Annotated in this window: 12 protein-coding genes and 1 pseudogene; 6 read left to right on the top strand and 7 right to left on the bottom strand. The window is 69.2% G+C overall.

What is annotated here, in order from left to right:
• Positions 1 to 181 (top strand): annotated as a pseudogene (locus tag FV229_RS27515) (hypothetical protein); the annotation flags it as partial.
• A gap of 244 nt (positions 182 to 425) precedes the next feature.
• On the opposite strand, the gene FV229_RS19055 reads toward FV229_RS27515, so the two are convergent.
• The 3 genes from FV229_RS19055 to FV229_RS19065 form a co-directional block, all read right to left on the bottom strand.
• Complete coding sequence (locus tag FV229_RS19055) at positions 426 to 1,157, bottom strand: RlmE family RNA methyltransferase (RefSeq protein WP_147753469.1); 732 nt, start codon at positions 1,155 to 1,157, stop codon at positions 426 to 428.
• Positions 1,154 to 2,242, bottom strand: a complete 1,089-nt coding sequence (locus tag FV229_RS19060) for a Ppx/GppA phosphatase family protein (protein ID WP_147753470.1) — start codon at positions 2,240 to 2,242, stop codon at positions 1,154 to 1,156. The genes FV229_RS19055 and FV229_RS19060 overlap by 4 nt, the downstream gene beginning before the upstream one ends.
• Before the next feature lie 150 nt (positions 2,243 to 2,392).
• Complete coding sequence (locus FV229_RS19065) at positions 2,393 to 2,866, bottom strand: response regulator (RefSeq protein ID WP_147753471.1); 474 nt, start codon at positions 2,864 to 2,866, stop codon at positions 2,393 to 2,395.
• An 888-nt stretch (positions 2,867 to 3,754) separates the two neighbouring features.
• Between FV229_RS19065 and FV229_RS19075 the strand changes: the two genes are divergently transcribed.
• From FV229_RS19075 to FV229_RS19085, 3 genes are read left to right on the top strand one after another with little or no spacing between them, the layout of a single operon-like run.
• Complete coding sequence (locus FV229_RS19075; protein WP_238271931.1) at positions 3,755 to 4,321, top strand: TadE family protein; 567 nt, start codon at positions 3,755 to 3,757, stop codon at positions 4,319 to 4,321.
• Entirely contained in the window at positions 4,315 to 4,941 is a 627-nt protein-coding gene (locus FV229_RS19080; RefSeq protein ID WP_147753473.1) for a TadE/TadG family type IV pilus assembly protein, read from the top strand. Before FV229_RS19075 ends, FV229_RS19080 begins: the two co-directional genes overlap by 7 nt.
• A complete protein-coding gene (locus FV229_RS19085; protein WP_147753474.1) occupies positions 4,932 to 6,623 on the top strand; it encodes a TadE/TadG family type IV pilus assembly protein in 1,692 nt (563 codons plus the stop codon). Before FV229_RS19080 ends, FV229_RS19085 begins: the two co-directional genes overlap by 10 nt.
• Here the strand turns inward: FV229_RS19085 and FV229_RS19090 are convergent, their stop codons facing one another.
• Positions 6,624 to 9,296 (bottom strand): glucosidase, encoded by a 2,673-nt coding sequence (locus FV229_RS19090; protein WP_147753475.1) that lies wholly within the window; start codon positions 9,294 to 9,296, stop codon positions 6,624 to 6,626.
• A gap of 188 nt (positions 9,297 to 9,484) precedes the next feature.
• Between FV229_RS19090 and FV229_RS19095 the strand changes: the two genes are divergently transcribed.
• Positions 9,485 to 10,459, top strand: coding sequence for a phosphoribosylaminoimidazolesuccinocarboxamide synthase (locus tag FV229_RS19095; protein ID WP_187275200.1), 975 nt, complete (start codon positions 9,485 to 9,487; stop codon positions 10,457 to 10,459).
• Positions 10,460 to 10,757: 298 nt separating this feature from the next.
• Here the strand turns inward: FV229_RS19095 and FV229_RS19100 are convergent, their stop codons facing one another.
• The gene (locus FV229_RS19100) at positions 10,758 to 12,119 is read right to left on the bottom strand and encodes a nucleotide sugar dehydrogenase (RefSeq protein WP_147753477.1); all 1,362 of its coding nucleotides are present in this window, start codon (positions 12,117 to 12,119) and stop codon (positions 10,758 to 10,760) included.
• Positions 12,120 to 12,333: 214 nt separating this feature from the next.
• Between FV229_RS19100 and FV229_RS19105 the strand changes: the two genes are divergently transcribed.
• The gene (locus FV229_RS19105; RefSeq protein WP_147753478.1) at positions 12,334 to 12,888 is read left to right on the top strand and encodes a hypothetical protein; all 555 of its coding nucleotides are present in this window, start codon (positions 12,334 to 12,336) and stop codon (positions 12,886 to 12,888) included.
• 183 nt (positions 12,889 to 13,071) lie between these two features.
• Here FV229_RS19105 and FV229_RS19110 read toward each other — a convergent pair whose 3' ends face one another.
• Together FV229_RS19110 and FV229_RS19115 are read right to left on the bottom strand one after the other, a co-directional pair.
• Complete coding sequence (locus FV229_RS19110) at positions 13,072 to 14,505, bottom strand: HAMP domain-containing sensor histidine kinase (RefSeq protein ID WP_147753480.1); 1,434 nt, start codon at positions 14,503 to 14,505, stop codon at positions 13,072 to 13,074.
• Positions 14,506 to 14,542: 37 nt separating this feature from the next.
• A complete protein-coding gene (locus FV229_RS19115) occupies positions 14,543 to 15,241 on the bottom strand; it encodes a response regulator transcription factor (RefSeq protein ID WP_147753479.1) in 699 nt (232 codons plus the stop codon).
• Between the last annotated feature and the right edge of the window lie 333 nt (positions 15,242 to 15,574).

Here is a 15,574-nt window from a genome sequence, read left to right on the forward strand (position 1 = left end):
GCTTCCGGCCGCCTCGGAGGCGCCCGTCGTCGAGGCGCAGGCGCCGAGCCAGCCCGTGACCGACGGCGACGATGCCCCGGCCCCCAAGGTCCGCCGCCGGCGCCGCCCGCGCTTCGAGGGCATCGAGGCGGAAGGCGGCGCCGAGGGCAAGACGCCGGACGGCACCGGCTCGGGCGAGTAATCGCCTTCACGACTCCATCGAAGGCCGCTCCGGTTCTCCGGGGCGGCCTTTTTCTTTGGCGCTAAAGCCCGGCGATCGGCGCCTACGATCGCACCCAAGAACAATCAGGATAGGCGCGGACTGAGTGGATCAGCCGACGGCGGTGAGCAAAATCGGCGAACGGCGCCAGATCCCTCCCTCAGGCGTCGCCGGCTTTCGACAGGACGACGGGTGCCCGTTCGCGCAGCGTCCGAAACGCCGCGACTCAGTCCTCGTCCGCCTCGGCGAGGGCGACGGCCGGGGTCGGCCCGCGATAGCCGGTCGCCAGCACGTAGAGTTCGCTCGAATCGGCCCGGCTGGCGTTCGGCTTGACGTGGCGGACCAACGCGAAGTCGCGCTTCAGGTCGGAGAGCAGCGCGCCCTCGGTGCCGCCCTGCAGCACCTTGGCGAGGTAGGCGCCGCCCGGCGCGAGGATCTCACGCGCGAACTCGGCCGCCGTCTCCGCAAGGCCGATGATGCGCAGGTGGTCGGTCTTCTTGTGCCCCGTGGCGTTGGCGGCCATGTCCGACAGGACGAGGTCGGCCGGGCCGCCGAGAAGGCCGGTGAGGCGCTTCGGAGCCTCAGGATCGAGGAAGTCGAGGGTGATGAACTCGACGTTCTGCATCGGCTCGATCTCGAGTAGGTCGATGCCGACGATGCGGCCGGTCTCGCCGACAACCTTCGCCGCGACCTGCGACCAGCCGCCGGGCGCCGCACCGAGGTCGACGATGCGCTGGCCGGGCTTGAGCAGCTTGAACCGCTCGTCGATCTCCATCAGCTTGAAGGCCGCCCGCGAGCGGTAGCCCTCGCGCTTGGCCCGCTGCACGTAGGGATCGTTGAGCTGCCGCTCGAGCCAGCTCTTCTGCGAGTGGGTGCGCCCACGGCCGGTCTTCACCCGCTGCTTGAGCTCTCCGCGGACTCCACCCGTCGCGCCCGCTCCGCCACGCCTGTCGGTCACCGGTAGCCCCCGCGGCGCCAGACGCCGTCTTCCCGCATCATGTTCATCAAGAGTCCTTCGCGCAGGCCGCGGTCGGCGATGCGCAGGCGCTCGGCTGGAAACGCCCGGCGGATCGCCTCCAAGATCGCGCAGCCGGCGAGCACCAAGTCGGCACGGTCGCGGCCGATGCAAGGGTTCTCGGCCCGCTGGTCGAGGCGCGTGTCGAGCAGGTCGTCGATCGCGCCCGAGACCTCGGCGTCACTCATCCACAGTCCGTCGACGCGGCGGCGCTCGTAGCGCACCAGACGCAGGTGCATCGCCGCGATGGTGGTGACGGTGCCCGACGTACCGAGAAGGTGGAAGCCGGGGGCGATCGCCGCCGCCGCCGCACGGATCGCGAAGGGGCCCAGCATCTCGGCCACCTCCTCGACCATACCCTCGAACATCATCCGCGTGACCTCGGAGCCGCCATGGCGCTCGGCCAGGGTGACGACGCCGACGGGCAGCGAATCCCACGCGCGGATGCGAAGTGTCGGGTCGGTCGAAGGGTTGGCGGCCGCGCCGTCGAGCCAAGCGATCTCGGTGGAGCCGCCGCCGATGTCGAAGATCACGACGGATTCAGCCAACGGGTCGGCGAGCGCCGCGCAGCCGGTGACGGCGAGGTAGGCCTCGGTCTGCCGATCGACGATCTCGAGATCGAGGCCGACCTCCGCGCGCACCCGCGCGACGAAGTCGGCGCCGTTCACCGCGAGCCGGCACGCCTCGGTGGCGATGATCTTGGCCCGGCCGACGCCGCGGGCGCGCATCTTCCCCTTGCAGATCCGCAGCGCGTCGATCGTCCGCTCGATCGCCGCCTCGCTCAGGCGGTCGGAGTTTCCGAGCCCCTCGCCGAGCCGGACGATGCGGGAGAACGCGTCGATCACCCGGAAGCCGTGCGAGGACGGCTCGGCGATCAGCAGCCGGCAATTGTTGGTGCCGAGGTCCAGGGCCGCGTAGGCGTTGCGGCGCGTGTCGCGATGCGAGACCACGGGGGCGGAGCCGGGTGCCCCTGCCGGTGGCGCGCCCTGGGGGCGGGCCGGCGCGGTCGCGCCACTCTCGTCCCTCATCGGCGTCGCCGCGCTTTCCCATCCTTGGCCCCGGCGAGGAGCCCGGCCATCATTCGCGTCCGACCCTACTCGCTCGGCGGCGAACTGCAACGTCCGTTCGCAGCACCCGGCCCTGCATCCACGGTCGCCCGTGGCGAACGCTCTGTGAAATCAGGCCATCGCCTTGGCGAGGCTCGCGGCGCGGGAGGTGGGACGCAGCAGGCTCTTCACCTGGGAATAGGGGCGCGGCCGGTTGATGACCTCGTCGAGGCGCGACCACAGCGTCTTGGGCGAGAACGGCTTTGCAATGATCTCGTTGACGCCGAGGTTGATCGCCCGGTCGACGACGTTCCGGCGCGGCTGGGCGAGCATCAGGATGATCGGGATCGTCGGGCAGGGCGAGGTCGAGGGCGTGCGGGCCAGCCGGATGAACTCCTCGCCGGAGAGGATCGCGAGGTCCCAGTCGATGATCGTCAGGTCGGGCTTGCTCTCGGCCAGCACGCCGAGCGCCTCGGCCCCGTCGGGCGCCTCCAGCACGCGCTTGATGCCGACGCGCATCAGCATGTCGCGCACGATTCGGCGGATGTAGAGGCTCTCGTCCACGACGAGGGCGGAATAGTCCGGGAAGGTCGGGGTCGCGATCATTCGGGGGGCGGCACGCCGGCCCCGGCGAAGGCGGGAGCCTGTCGTCCTGCTTACGCCGCCGCCCTTTGCGCTTCCCTAACGGGGCGGCACCGCGTCGCGCCGCCCGGGTGCGCCGACGAGAAAGTGATGGAACTCTCGGTGGATCGACAACAAGGTCCTTGCGGTCAAGCCCCAATTGCGTCAGGACTGAGGCGTTATTCTTGGTTACCGCGACCGGGGGTAATGGGAGTGCGGGGCGTGAGCTGTCTGGGATGGCGCGCACGCGGTATTCGAGACGTGGTCGGCGGACGGTTTTTGGCGAGCTTTCGATGGGACGTGGTCGTGATTTCCGGGGGCCGCAGAAGCGCGGCTTCGATGAGGGTGGCGCAGAGCCGAGATGGCCTGATCAGGCTCCCCCGAGTGGCGGCGGATACGGTGGCGGCGGCTTCGGCGGCGGCGGCGGTGGTGGCGGCTCGCGGGGCAACTACGACCTCGACGACGACATTCCGTTCTAGGGCCCGGGCGCGGTCGCCTCGGGCGTCGCGAACGATCCGATCTCGAAAATTTGACGGCCTCGGATGTCCCATCCGGGGCAATTTTCATGAGCTTTGGCGAGATCGTCACCTGATCCGCCTAGACCCGGAGAAGTCTAATTTCCGCGATCGGCCGGTGTTTCGGCTAGATCCAAATGCTCTTCTGCAAAATCAGTCTTTTTGTCCTAAGCCTATCACCTGAGTCTGCAACCGGGGGGTGTGTCACTGGCAATCTGATGCCAGAAGATGTTATCTAGGGTTGAGCCTGCACATTTGCGTTTGGTTTAGATCTGGCTGGCAAGCGTCTGGATGATGTATTCCAGCCGCCCCCGGTGACATGCCGCGACGCTTCACCCGTCCCATTCGCCCGCCGCGCTTGCGTTCGTTCGCCGCCGCCACAGAGGGCGCCGCGGCGCTCGAGTTCGCCCTGGTGGCGCTTCCGTTCCTCGCGCTGGTCGGCGCGATCGTCCAGATCGCTTTCGTGATCTGGGCCGGGCAGAACTTCGACCGCACCGTTCAGAACGCGGTGCGCAGCCTGTTCACCGGGCAGTTCCAGATCGCCAACGCCGCCACGAGCAGCCCGGCGATCCTGCTGCAGAAGCTCAACGACGCGATGTGCGGCACCGGTGCGAACCGGACGATGACGCTGTTCGACTGTTCCAGCGTGAAGATCGACGTGTCGGTCGCGTCGTCCTTTTCGGCCGGGGCCGGCGCGACGCCGATGAACGCCACCTCGCGGACCTGGAACAGCGGCTTCGGCACGAACTACGCCTGCGCGAAGCCCGGGGCGATCGTCGTCGTCACCGCGGCGGTGAAGATCCCAGTGTTCTTCAGCCTGCTGAACCTCGCCCAGAAGAGTTTCGCGGACGGGACTCACCTCCTGCAATCGACGGCGGTGTTCCGCACCGAGCCGTACCAGACCACGGCCTCGACCGGATGTTGAGGACCGGACTTTCGTCCCTCCGCAGCTTCGTACGCGCCCGCGGCGGCGTCTCCGCGATCGAGTTCGCGCTGATCCTGCCCGTGCTGCTGACGATCTGGGCGGGCTTGTCGGAATACGCGCATGCGATCGACAACTGGCGCAAGGTCGTCCTGCTCGCCCGGACGGTGTCCGACCTGACGGCGCAGGGAGACGCTCAGAACCCGATCGACGCGTCGCTGATGGGCGACATCCTCGCCACCTCCACGCTGGTGCTGAAACCGTTCGACGCCAGCCGCGTGAAGATCGTGGTCAGCGCGATGGCCGTCGATCTCACCAACCTCAACCTGGTCCCGCGGGTCTGTTCCAGCACCGCCAACGCCAACGCCTCGGCGCGCGCCACCGGCGCGGCCTCCGACCTGACCGTGCCCGTCGGGTTCCGCGCCACCGGGGTCCGCTACGTCCTCACCGAGGTGAGCATGCCGTACACGCCGATGCTCGGTGCCTCGTTGGTCAAGCTCGTGAAGGGCGCCAGCACCGCGATCACGCTGAAGTCCAGCATCCCCTGGCCGGCGCGCGGCGGCCAACCCGCCAAATCGACCTACACCGAGGTCTGGATGCCCGGAGGCGCCGCATGCCCGTGATCCCGACCTCGGCAGGCCGCAAGGCGTCGCTGCGTGGACAAGCCGGCCGCTTCGCGCGGGCGCGCGACGGCAACGTCGCCCTGCTGTTCGGGCTGATGGCCCTCCCGCTCCTCGGATTTACCGGCGCGGCGATCGATTACGGCTTCGCCACCTACCTCGAGACCAAGCTCCAGGCGGCGACCGACGCCAGCGCGCTCGCCCTCTGCCAGACGCCGATGGCGACGACGAACGCGGTGCTCCAGACGCAGGCGTCCACCATGATGACCGGCTACATGGGCGCGACCGGCCTCACGGTCGATCCGCTGACGGTGACGGCGAACCCGCGCCAGATCACCTTGACGACCCACATCGTCTCACCGGTCTTCTTCGGCCGCATCACGGGCGTGACGGCACCGCGCCCTGGCGGATCGGCGCGCTGCGCCACGCCGATCCCGAAGACCTTCGAGATCGCGCTGGTGCTCGACAACACCGGCTCGATGCTCGAATCGAGCGGCGGCCAGAGCAAGCTCCAGGCGGTGCAGACGGCGGCGACCAACTTCGTCAACTACGTCTACACCAACGCCGCCTTCGCCACCGGCACCAAGATCGCGATCGTGCCGTTCGCGGCGTCGGTCGCCTTGAACCCCACGACCTACCGCTACGCGACCTGGATCGACCAGAACGCCAAATCCTCCTACCACTGGGACAACGTGCTCTCGCCGTCCGGGGCCGGCTTCACCAACCGTTTCGATATCTTCACCAAGTTGCAGGCCGCCTATTCCGGTTGGGGTTGGGGCGGGTGCCTGGAGACGTTGCCGTATCCGCTGAACGTGCAGGATGGTACGCCGTCGAGTTCGAACGCTGACTCATACTACGTCCCTATGTTCGCGCCCGACGAGCCGGGCAATGGCGGCACCGGTTATCGCGACTACAATAGTAGCCGGAGCTATAACAGCTACATCGACGACTCGACGTACAGCGCGTCCTGTCAGAGCCAGTCCAATGCGTCGTTCTTCGACGCGGAAGGTCGGGCGTGCAAGTACGTCAACCCGAAGAACGCTTCGCCGACGAATTCCAATTCCTCGACGAAGGTGCCGAACGGGCCGAACTTCGGCTGTACCACGCAGCCGCTCCAACGCCTGACCAGCGACACGTCCGTGCTGAAGACGACGATCAACGGCATGGCCGCCCTCGGATCGACGAACATCCACGAGGGCATGATGTGGGGGTGGCGTACGCTGTCTCCGATCAGCGTCTTCGCTGACGGGGCCGCGTACTCGTCGAACACCGTCAACAAGATCATCATCCTGATGACGGACGGGGCCAACAGTTGGGCGACGAACGGGTCCTCCTCCAACGGCTCGCTCTATTTCGCCGCAGGCTACCTCAAGAACGTCGACGGCACCGGTCCGGCATCGAGGCTCGTCCCCGGCACGCCGACCGTGAACGATGCCGACAGCGCCCGCGACGCCGTCGACGCGTTGACCGCGCTGGCGTGCAAGAACGCGAAAGCCACGGGAATTTCGATCTACACGATCGGCTTCAGCATCCCGTCGGATCCCATCGACACGCAGGGCCTGAAGTTGTTGAGCGACTGCGCGACGACGGCATCCCAATCGTTCGTCGCCAACGATTCGTCGAGCCTGATCGGGGCCTTCAACCAGATCGCGGCGAGCATCGGCACCTTGCGGCTGACGCAATAGTCACGGCGCTTCGGCGGGCGACAGCGCGTGGAGCGGCCCGAGCGCGCTTTGCTGGATCAGCAGCGCGACGAGGCCCGACCAGCCGGTCTGGTGCGAGGCGCCCAGCCCCCGGCCGGTGTCGCCGTGGTAGTATTCGTAGCAGAGCACGTGGTCGCGGAAGTGCGGGTCCTCCTGCTCCAGCCGGCTCGTCGCCTGGAACGGGCGCGTCCCGTCCGATCCGCGGGTCGAAAGCGCGATCATGCGGTCGGCCAGCATGTCGGCGATCTCCTGCAACGACAGGAAGGTGCCTGAGCCGGTCGGGGCCTCGACCCGGAAGTCCGGCCCGTAATAGCGGTGGAACCGGCGCAAGCCGTCGATCAGCAGGTAGTTGATCGGCAGCCAGATCGGGCCGCGCCAGTTCGAGTTCCCGCCGAACAGCCGGGTCCGCGACTCGCCCGGTTCGTAGGGCAGGGTGAGGTCGGCGCCGTCCCAGGCGAAGTGGAACGGCTGGCGCTCGTAGACCTTGGACACGCCGCGGATGCCGTGCGGCGACAGGAACTCGTCCGCGTCGAGCATCCGCCGCAGCAGCGCCTTGAGGCGATGCCCGCGCAGCAGCGACAGGAGCGCCGTGCCGCCTTCGCCCGGCTCCTGCCAGCGCGAGACCAGGGCGGCGAGGTCGGGCCGGTTCTCCAGGAAGAAGCGCAGGCGCTTCTGCAGGCCGGGGAGCTGAACGAGGTCGTCCTCGCGCAGCACCGCCACCGCGCAGATCGGGATCAACCCGACGAGGGTGCGGGCGCGGATCGGGATGCGCTCGCCGCCGGGCGTCTCGATCACGTCGTAGAAGAACTGGTCGGCCTCGTCCCAGAGCCCGCCCTTGCGCGCGGCGGCGTCGGCGATGAGCAGGAAGTGCTCGAAGAATTTTTGGGCCATGTCCTCGTAGGCGGGGTCGCGCAGGGCGAGCTCGACCGCGATCCGCATCAGCTCGAGGGCGTTCATCGCCATCCAGGCGGTGGCGTCCGACTGCGTCAGCGCCCCGCCCGCGATCGGCTTCGAGCGATCGAACAGGCCGATGTTGTCGAGGCCGAGGAAGCCGCCCTGGAACAGGTTGCGCCCGGACGCGTCCTTGCGGTTCACCCACCAGGTGAAGTTCATCGACAGCCTGTTGAACACCCTGAGCAGGAAGTCGTGGTCCGCCCGTCCGGTCAGCGCCCGGTCGAGGGAGAACACCCGCCAGGCGGCGAAGGCGTGGAGCGGCGGGTTGGCGTCGGAGAAGTTCCACTCGTAGGCCGGCAGCTCTGCGTTGGGGTGCCCGTAGGCCTCGTCGAGGAGGAGCAGGATCTGGCCCTTGGCGAAGTTCGGGTCGATCGTCGCGAAGACGAGGCTCTGGAGCGCGAGATCCCAGGATGCGAACCAGGGGTATTCCCAGGCGTCGGGCATCGAGACGATGTCGTGCGCCCGCACGTGCCGCCAGTCGGCGTTGCGCCCGGCCTTGCGCGCTTCGGGCGGGGCCGGCTGGGCCGGATCGCCGTCCAGCCATTCGCGCACGTCGTAACGGTAGAGCTGCTTCGACCACAGCATGCCGGCCAAGGCCTGGCGCTGCACCGCGCGCCGGTCGGCATCCGCGACGTCGGCTTGCAGCGCGGCGTAGAAGTCGTCGGCTTCAGTGATGCGGGCGGCGAACACCGCGTCGAAGTCGGCGAAGGCGTCGCCCGGCGCGTCGGCGGCGCGGAAACGCAGGCGCAGGCTCTGCGCGCCGCCCGGCGGGACGACGAGGCGGTGATGGCCGGCGCATTTCGTGCCGGACCGGTCGGGGTTGACCGCATCCGCTTCGCCTTCGACCACGTGGCGGCCGATCCCGTCCTTCGGGTAGCCGGCCCTCAGAGCGCCGAACAGGCGGTGGGCGTTGGTCTCGTTCTCGCAGAACAGCCATTCCGGCGCGCCGTCGGCGTGGAGCCGCATCGGCGGCATCGCGTGGTGGATGGCGAGCACGGTGCCGTCGGCGGCGAGCCGCAGGTCGGGACGCGGACCGTTCGCCCACGACCAGGTGTTGCGGGCGTAGAGCTGCGGCAGCAGCGTCAGCGTCGCCGCGTCCGGCCCGCGGTTCATCGCGGTGACGCGCATCAGCACGTCGTCTGGGCCGGCCTTGGCGTATTCGATGGTGACGTCGCAGTAGCGGCCCTCGTCGAACAGGCCGGTGTCGACGAGTTCGAACTCGCGGTCGTCGAGGCCGCGGCGGGCGTTCTCCTCGGTCAGGCGCGAATACGGGAACTCCCCGTGCGGATACTTGTACAGCATCCGCATGTACGCATGCGTCGGCACGCCGTCGAGGTAATAGTACAGTTCCTTGACGTCCTCGCCGTGGTTGCCCTGGGCGTTGGTCAGGCCGAACAGGCGTTCCTTGAGGATCGGGTCATGGCCGTTCCACAGGGCGAGCGACAGGCACCAGTTGAGGTCCTTGTCGGCAAAGCCCCCGATGCCGTCCTCGCCCCAGCGGTAGGCGCGCGAGCGGGCGTGGTCGTGGGGCAGGTAGTCCCAGGCCTCGCCGTCGGCGCTGTAATCCTCGCGTACCGTGCCCCATTGCCGGTCGCTGAGATACGGCCCCCACAGGCGCCAGGCCGGGTCGGCGCGGGTCTCGGCGAGGCGGCGCCCCTCCACGGTGTCGAAGATGCGCGGCGGTCGGTGGGTGTGGGGCACGTCCGGGATCGCCTCCGTTCGGGCGCGTCGGCGACGGGGCGCCGACGCCGCGCGCGAGGCCGACCGGTCCCATGGGCGGCGCGATCGTGCAAGGGCGGGTTGAATAAGGCAGATGCCGGGGGCTGGTCACGCCGCGCGCGCTGGTCCACACCGCCATCCTGATCGGCCGCCTGATGGAGCATCCCGGTTTGGACAAGGCTTCCCTCGCCTCGCACGCCCACCAGGTCCTCCAGGACGCGACGCTGCCGGAATGGCCGAACCATTACCGCGGCAAGGTGCGCGACAACTACGACCTCCCGGACGGGCGCCGCATCCTGATCAGCAGCGACCGGATCAGCGCCTTCGACCGGGCGCTCGCCGCGATCCCCTTCAAGGGGCAGGTGCTGACGCAGACCGCGCGCTACTGGTTCGAGGCCACCGCCGACCTCTGCCCCAATCACGTCCTCGCCTACCCGGACCCGAACGTGCTCGTGGGGCGTCGCCTCGACATCCTGCCGGTGGAGATCGTGGTGCGCGGCTACCTCGCGGGCAGCACCGCGACCTCGATCCTGACCCAGTACAAGGCCGGCGCGCGCGCGATGTACGGCCACACCCTCCCGGACGGGATGCGCCCGAACGAGCGGCTGCCGCAGGCGATCATCACGCCCACCACCAAGGCCGCCGACGGCGCCCACGACGCGCCGCTGACCGCCGACGCGATCCTCGACCAGGGGTTGCTGACGGCCGAGCAGTGGCGCATCGTGTCGGAGACGGCGCTCGCGCTGTTCGCCCGCGGCCAGCAGCTTTCAGCGCAGCGCGGGTTGATCTTGGCCGACACCAAGTACGAGTTCGGCACCGATTCCGACGGCCGCATCGTGCTCGCCGACGAGATCCACACGCCCGACAGCAGCCGCTACTGGTTCGCCAAGACCTATCCCGAGCGCTTCGCCGCCGGCGCCGCCCCGGAGAGCTTCGACAAGGACTTCGTCCGCAACTGGGTGGTCGCGCGCTGCGACCCCTACACCGATCCGATCCCCGAGATCCCGGCCGAGATCGTGCTGGAGACGGCGGCCGTCTACATCAACGCCTTCGAGACCATCACCGGGCGGACGTTCACTCTTCCCGATCCCGCCGAGGTGCCACTTGAGCGCATCCGCCGGAACCTGAAGGCGTATCTTTCTTAAGGGCTCGGATCGAGACCAAGATCAGATGGTCTCCGCCGCCCGCGAAGGTAATCGGATACTCGGTTCTGGAAAAACCGGCGTTCAAATCCTCCCCGTCATCCCAGGGCGCCGGAGGCAAGCGCGGGATCCAGAACCGCAGGTCGTGTTCCAGTCTGCTTCGTCGGCGGCTCTGGATCCCGGGCTCTGCTGCGCAGCCCCGGGATGACGGCGTGGAACGAATACAGGGGCGCTCCCTTCGCAGGCGTCGAGGTAGGACAACAGCGTTGCTCGCGACGGGCGAGCGCAAAGTAAGCTTCCATCACGCCGGAACGACGTTTGGCCCCGTCAGGCCCCGGCTGCGAAGCGCGTTGCGGCAATCGACGACGATCACGCCGCTGTCGCAGATCGCCGCGTAATCGATCGCGTCGTGATCGGTGACGATGAGGACGGCGTGGAACGCCGACAACGTCTCGGCCGTGAGTGCCGTGGAGGTCGCGCCCTTCAAGGCCTTGTAGGCGCGGGTGGTCGGAACCGCCGGCACGAAGGGGTCGTGGTAGTCGACCTGCGCGCCGCGGGCCTGCAGCATCGTCCAGAGCTTGAGCGCGGGGCTCTCGCGGATGTCGGAGATGTTCTTCTTGTAGGCCAAGCCCACGATCAGGATGCGGCTGCCGGACAGGCCGCGGCCGGCATGCGCGTCGAGGGCGCGGACGAGCTTGTCGAGCACGAAGCCCGGCATCTGCTGGTTGATCTCGCCGGCGAGCTCGATGAACCGGGTCGCAATGCCGAACTCGCGCGCCTTCCACGTCAGGTAGAACGGATCGATCGGGATGCAGTGCCCGCCGAGGCCGGGTCCGGGATAGAACGGCGTGAAGCCGAAGGGTTTTGTCTTGGCCGCCTCGATCACCTCCCAGACGTCGATGCCCATCGCGTCGAAGATCACCTTCAGCTCGTTGACCAGTGCGATGTTGACGGCGCGGAAGATGTTCTCCGTCAGCTTCGTCGCCTCCGCCGTCGCGGTGGACGACACCATCACCGTCCGGGCGACGAAGCGCGCGTAGAGCGCCTCGGCGAGCCGCGCCGCGTCCGGCCCGTCGCCGCCGACGATCTTGGGGATCGTCGCGGTGCTGAAGGAGGCGTTGCCGGGGTCCTCGCGCTCCGGCGAGAAGGCGAGGTAGAAATCCGTTCCGCTGCGATGGCCGGTGAGCGCTTCGAGCAGGGGTCGCACGACCTGGTCCGTGGTGCCCGGCCAGGTCGTCGATTCGAGTACGACGAGCTGCCCCGGTTGCAACCGCTTGGCGATCTCCTGGGTGGTCGTGCGGATGAACGACAGGTCCGGTTCGCGCTGCAGGGTCAGCGGGGTCGGTACGCAGATCAGGATGGCGTCCACCGTCGCCAAGCCGTCGAAGTCGGTGGTGGCGCGGAAGCGGCCGGACCTCACAGCCGCCGCCACCGCGTCGGCCGGGATGTGCTCGAGGTAGGTCTCGCCGCGCATCAACCTCGTCGGCTTGTCGGCATCGATGTCGAACCCGACCACGTCGAACCCGGCCCCCGCGGCCGCGAGGCAGAGCGGTAGGCCGACATACCCTAAGCCGATCACCCCAAGGGTCGCGGCGCCGCCCGCGAAACGCGCGACCGCCTCCTCGACCGAGAGGCGGGGGCCGGCGGGTCGGGCTTCGCTCATCGAAGGGTGTCCATCGCCTGTCCCCGTGGACGGACCGGGCACGGAAGCCCGGATGCCGGATCCGATGCGTGTCTTACCCGCTCCACGTCCTCAGGCCAGTGCGGGGGCATCGGTGCGGAAGGTTTTCCAGGCCGATCGTGTCCGGTGCAGATGAAGGTCTTGACCGGTCAAGACGGCTATGGGTTATGGCCGTCGTTCGAGAGTAGAGGCGGTCATGGCGGAAGATCACACCATCACGAAGGCACTTGCGGAGATCAGCCAGCGCCGCGATCTCCTTCAGGCCGAATACGAGCGGATCGGCACCGAGCTGGCGAAGCTGCAGATGGCCGAGGGCGCGCTGCGCTCGATCGTCGAGAACACGCCCCTGGACGCCGTCTCCGTCGCCGACGGCCCGGCCCGGAGGAGCGCCGACCGCGCCGCGTCGAGCGGACAGCCCTCGACCCGCGGCCCGCGCGGGCCCCGGGCGAACTCCGCCAAGGGCCGCCTGCGGGCGCTGCTCGAAAGCGCCGGCCCGCAGGGGCTTTCCACCGCGCAGGTGGCGCAGCGCCTGCCCGACGTCGCGCCGGCCACGCTGAACGCCTACCTCAGCACCATGGCCTCCAGCGGCGAGGCCATCCGCCGGGGCGATTTCATCAGCATCGCCAAGCCCGCGCTCTCCGAGGCCGATCCCGAATTCGATCCCGAATCCGATGCCGAGGACGGTGACGAGGACGCCGCACCGTCCGACGACGCGGACGTCGAGGCCGACGAGGCGCCGGAGGCGCACTGAGCGGCTGGCGCTGCCGCACGGCGCCCTGCGGGCCAGGCTCGGCAGGCGGTCGTCGAACCCTGAAAAGGTTCGTCAGAAGGCGTTCGCGATCGATCGCTACGAAAGGAAGGCCGATTTTGTCGGCTGAGGCGAGGGTAATATCGGCGTCGCGATGAAGCCCTGGTCGCCGCCGGATCAGACCGTTCAGGCGGAAGTCTCCGCCGCCGGCAGGGCGATCGCGACGCGTAGGCCCGGTGCGTTGTCGGCCAGGGTCAGGCGGCCCTGGTGTAGCCGGACGACCGCGGCGACGAGGCTCAGGCCCAGTCCGAAGCCGGGCGCCGAGCGGGCGTCCTCCAGGCGCACGAAGCGGTCGAGGACGCGTCCGCGCTCGGCCTCCGGGATGCCGGGTCCGCAGTCGGCCACCGTCACCACGATCTCGGAGCCGACCCGCGCCGCCGTCACCGCGATCGTGCCGTCGCCGCCGGAAGCGGTTCCCGCGCCGTACTTGATGGCGTTGTCGACGAGGTTGGCGAGCGCCTGCCCCGCGAGCTCGCGGTTGCCTTCGATGATCAGGCCGTCCGGCGCCGAGACGGTGAGGTGCAGGCCGCGCTCCTCGGCCAGCGCCTCGTAGAGTTCCCCGATCGCCCGCACCACCGGCCCGAGGTCGACGGGCGCCATCATCTCGCGGGCGTTGCCGGCTTCCAGGCGCGCGATCATCAGCAAGGCGTTGAAGACCCGGATCAGACCGTCACTGTCCTCGATTACGCCGTCGAGGGCGGCGCGCAGGGCGTCCGGCGAGCGCTCGCCGCGGAGCGCCTCGTCGGCGCGGTTGCGCAGCCGGGTCAGCGGCGTCTTGAGGTCGTGGGCGATGTTGTCGGAGACCTCGCGCAGGCCGCGCATCAGCTCGCCGATCCGCTCCAGCATCAGGTTGAGGTTCTGGGCGAGGCGATCGAGCTCGTCGCCGTTGCCCGCTACCGGGAGGCGCCGGCCGAGATCGCCCGCCATGATGGTGCCTGCGGTCTCGGTCATGGCGTCGACCCGCTTCAGCACGCGGCTGGCGACCACCCACCCGCCGATCACCCCGAGCAGGACCACGACGGCGAGCGAGGTGCCGAGGGTGCTGGCGATGACCCCGCGCAGGCGGTCGCGCTCCTCCACGTCGCGCCCGACGAGCAGGCGAAAGCCCCCCGGCAGGGTGAAGATCCGCACGATCGCCCGGTGGGTCTCGCGCCCCTGCGTCTCGCGGCTGCGGCCGTAGGTGGTCTCGGCCTGTCCCGGCGTCGCCAGCACGCTCGCGGGCAGGTCGCCGACGTTGCCGACCACGTGGTCGCCGTTGGCCGTGGTCACGAGGTAGAGCGAAGCGCCCGGCTCGGCCGCGCGCCGCTCGACAGCCCCGATCAGCCGGCGTAGCCCGCCGCCGTTGTACTGCTCGGCGAGCCCGTTGATCTCGGCGTCGATCGTCGAGACGATCTGGTCGTCGAGCACACGCCGCGCGCTCCAGGCGATGGTTCCGAGCGCGACCCCGGCGCAGGCCGCGAACACGACGAGGTAGGCGATCGACAGCTTGAACGCCGTCGTCCGGAACAGTTTCTGGATGCGCGTGAGGGGGCCGTCCGGCGCCGGGGCGTGCGGCGTCACGGGGATGGGATTCGCCACGGCGAAGGGACGGCCGTCGTCACGACGCCCGCGCCTCGTCGGCGCGCAGGATGTAGCCGGCGCCGCGGATCGTGTGGATCATCGGCGTGGCGGAGCCCTTGTCGAGCTTGGCCCTGAGGCGCGAGACGTGGACGTCGATGACGTTGGTCTGCGGATCGAAGTGGTAGTCCCAGACGTGCTCCAGCAGCATCGTCCGGGTCACCACCTGGCCGGCATGGCGCATCAGGTATTCGAGCAGCCGGAACTCGCGCGGCTGCAGCGCCACGTCCTGGCCGGCCCGGGTCACGCGGTGGGACAGCCTGTCGAGCTCGAGGTCGCCGACGCGGTAGGCGGTGGCCTCGGCGCTCGCGCCCGAGGCGCCGCCGCGGCGGGCGAGCACCTCGATGCGGGCGAGCAGCTCGGAGAACGCGTAGGGCTTGGGCAGGTAGTCGTCGCCGCCGGCGCGCAGGCCCTTCACCCGGTCGTCGACCTGCCCGAGCGCGGACAGGATCAGCACCGGCGTCGTCACCGCCTGCTCGCGCAGCGACCGGATCAGCGAGAGCCCGTCGAGCTTCGGCAGCATGCGATCGACGATCAGCACGTCGTAGGCGCCGTCGCAGGCGAGGCCGTAGCCGTCGAGGCCGTCGGTCGCGTGGTCGGCGACGTGGCCGGCCTCCCGGAACGCCTTGACGAGGTAGGAGACCGCCTCGCGATCGTCCTCGATGATCAGGAGCCGCATGGGTTCGGTCCATAGCGCGGACCGGGACGGGGCGGAATGGGTCTGGACGGTCACGATCCGGCTGTCCTCCTCCGATCGGTCGCCCGCACCATGGAACCGCCCGGATGACCGGAGCATCGCGAAAAGATGACGGTTCGGACAGGTTCGCCGGTTCCGCGAGGCACCCATGCGGGCGGGCGGGGATCGGATCGTGGGCCTGCGGCTTGTTCTGCCCCGCCGAGCGCATCGGATTTCACGGACAGCCCGCATGAACGACATCTCACGCCGCACCCTGATCGCCGCCGGCACCGCGCTCGCCGCCGGCGGCGCCCGCGCTGCCGGCGGCGAGCGCGG

Origin of the sequence: Methylobacterium sp. WL120, from assembly GCF_008039465.1 — a bacterium.
GTDB lineage: Bacteria > Pseudomonadota > Alphaproteobacteria > Rhizobiales > Beijerinckiaceae > Methylobacterium > Methylobacterium cerastii.